The 2,757-nt window shown below is 73.7% G+C and carries 2 protein-coding genes; both read right to left on the bottom strand.

The window, feature by feature from the left end; all coding sequences use genetic code 11:
* Positions 1–759: 759 nt before the first annotated feature.
* Positions 760–1,842: an LLM class flavin-dependent oxidoreductase gene (locus AOK24_RS43715; RefSeq protein WP_055725377.1), complete on the bottom strand. Its 1,083-nt coding sequence runs from the start codon at positions 1,840–1,842 to the stop codon at positions 760–762.
* A gap of 142 nt (positions 1,843–1,984) precedes the next feature.
* Positions 1,985–2,638, bottom strand: a complete 654-nt coding sequence (locus AOK24_RS43710; protein ID WP_055725376.1) for an aspartate racemase/maleate isomerase family protein — start codon at positions 2,636–2,638, stop codon at positions 1,985–1,987.
* Positions 2,639–2,757: the final 119 nt, after the last annotated feature.

Here is a 2,757-nt window from a genome sequence, read left to right as displayed (position 1 = left end):
CTGGGGGTGCGGAAGAGTGCGCCGGCCGGTCAGGGCGGCGGTTGTGCCGGGTGGTCGGTGAAGGGGGTGCGCCGGAGCGGGAGTTGGGGGTGAGGATCGGCGCCGGCCGGGCGGTGCGGGAGGGTGGTCGGCGCGGGATTCGCGTCCGGCTGGTCTGCTGAGGGGGCTGGCTGGTGCGGGAGTTGGGCTCGGATGTGGCCTATGTGCCGGTCGAGGTCGGGGAGTTGGCGGCGTACGGTGAGACCTCTGCGTCCAGGTGAGACGTCGGCGCCCCCGGCCGGTCGGCGGGCGTCGGGAGCTATTCGGCCAACCATCCGTGTACGCCCCGCCTCACGCCGCCCGCCTCTCACAACTCACGCTGCGCATCGGGGGATTACCGGTACTGCGCCGCATCACGCTCCGCGATCGGTGCCGCGAACACAGGGCTCCCGGGGGTGGCCGTCGGCCACGCTCGACCCGTACGGCACGGACTTCCCGCAGGCATCGCTCGTCAACACGCTCCGGGCACGCTGCGGGTGGCGCCCCGTCGACCACGTTCACCCCGCGACGGCACCGGCCCCGCGCCGCCGGGACCTCACCCGGCGGCGTGTGGGGAGAGTGCCGCGCACCCCTCCCCGGCCGGGCACCAACGGTGCGGCACCGGGCGCCACTTCGCCCACTGCCGCACCGTCGACGCGACTCCGCGCACCGGAGGCCACCGCGTCAACGGCGCGACGCCGATCCGCGTCACCGCTGGGGCGATGCCGAGCACCGCCCCCTTCACTCCGTGGGCAACCCGTACGCATCCGCGATCAACTCGTACGACCGCACCCGCAGTTCCCCCCGATGCGCGTGGCTGGTCAGCATCAGCTCGTCCGCGCCCGTCCGCTTCTGGAGGTCGTCGAGGCCGGTGCGGACCTCGTCCGCGTGGCCGTGGATGACGTTGGAGTTCCAGGAGTTGATGAAGTCGGCTTCCATGTCGGTGAGTTGGTGGGCCTCGGCCTCCTCGGGGGAGGGGAAGAGGCCAGGGCGGCCGGTGCGCAGGCGGACCATGTTGAGCCCGGCGGCGAGGAGTTGGCGGCGGGCCTCGGCCGGGTCGTCGGTGGCGAGGACCGAGACGCCGATGAGGGCGTAGGGCGCGTCGAGGACCGCGGAGGGTGTGAAGGACTCGCGGTAGAGGTCGAGCGCGGGGACGGTGTTCTGCGCGGAGAAGTGGTGCGCGAAGGCGAAGGGCAGCCCGAGGACCCCAGCAAGGCGCGCGCTGAACCCGGAGGAGCCGAGGAGCCAGACGGGCGGCCGGTGCGGGGACTGGACCCCGCCGGGCGCGCTGCCCTGGACCGGCCCGGGGATGGCGTGGATACGGGAGTAGGGGTGCCCGTCGGGAAAGTCGTCGTCGAGGAAGCGCGTCAACTCGGCGAGCTGCTCAGGGAAGTCGTCGGCGCCCTCGTGGAGCCGGTCGGTGCGGCGCAGTGCGGCGGCGGTAGCCCCGTCCGTACCGGGCGCCCGCCCGAGCCCGAGGTCGACCCGGTTCGGCGCGAGCGCCTCCAGCGTCCCGAACTGCTCGGCGATGACGAGCGGCGCGTGGTTGGGGAGCATGACGCCGCCGGAGCCGAGGCGGATGCGCCCGGTGTGGGCGGCGAGGTGGGCGAGGATGACGGCCGGCGAGGAGGAGGCGACGCCCGGCATGGAGTGGTGCTCGGCGACCCAGTACCGGTGGAACCCGCGCCGCTCGGTGTACTTCGCCAGCTCCACGCTCGTCCGCAGCGCGTCGCCCGCCGTCCGCCCGCTGCCGACGGTCACCAGGTCCAGTACGGAGAGGGGTACGGGCGCCTCGCCCTGAACCGTGCCGCGGATCTCGTCCACCGATTGCCTCCTGCGTCGCGTCGTCGACTGCCTTCCCCGCGATAACAGGAGACTGTCTCCGCTTATTCCCGCCGGCTCTGCTCTCCGTCCCGCCGCTACCCCTCCGGTACTACCCGGTCAGTACTCCGGTCCTACCCCGCTGTCAGACCTGCACCACCGGCTCGCGGGTGAACAGGACACCCAGCTCGGGCGCGTTGACGCGCCGGTCCGTCAGGCGCAGCGCCTCCCAGACGGCGACCTGGTGGGCCGAGAGGACGGGCTTGCCCAACCGGTGTTCCAGCGCGGTCAATCGGGCCACCGCCCGCAGGTCCGTGTCCGGCAGGAGCAGGGCCTGCGCGTCCTCGTGCGCGGCGGGGTGCACCGACGCGGCCAGGTCCTCGCCGAGCGGCGCCGTGCAGACCACGCTCACCCCGCCCGCCCGCAGGAACTCCGTGAACGCGGTGTCCCCGTGCGCGGTCACCACGGCGACCCGGCTCACCGACAGCTCCCGCGCCGCGTGCACGAACCCGAACGCGGTGGACGACGCCGGCAGCCCGGCGGCCCGCGCGAGCACCCTGACCTGCCCGTGCGCCCCCTCCCACCCGGCGGCCACGGCGGCGGTCGTACTCGCCCACACGACGGAGTCGGCCCCGGCGAGCCGCAGTTCCTCGGTGCGCGCGGCGAGCCGCTCGGGCGGGTCGCCGGCCGGGTCGGCGCGGATCAGGTCGATCCGTACGTCGCTGCCGAGGAGCTGTTCGAGGCGCGGGTAGTCGTCCTCAGCGTCCTCGCCCGGGACGAGCAGTCCGAGTGCGGTCATGGTGGGGGTCCTTCCTCGTGGCGTCGGCTTCCGCTGCTGTCCTGTGCTGCCCTGTGCTGTCCTGTACTTCCTGCGGCACGAGGCACCGGGTACGGCCCGGGTCGTACCCGGGTAGTACC

It is taken from the genome of Streptomyces niveiscabiei, assembly GCF_001419795.1.
GTDB classification, from domain to species: Bacteria; Actinomycetota; Actinomycetes; order Streptomycetales; family Streptomycetaceae; genus Streptomyces; species Streptomyces niveiscabiei.
This window is presented reverse-complemented; position numbering and strand designations above follow the sequence as displayed.

Coding starts and splice junctions, on each gene's coding strand:
- AOK24_RS43710 (WP_055725376.1), bottom strand. CDS start 2,638: ATGACCGCACTCGGACTGCTCGTCCCGGGCGAGGACGCTGAGGACGAC.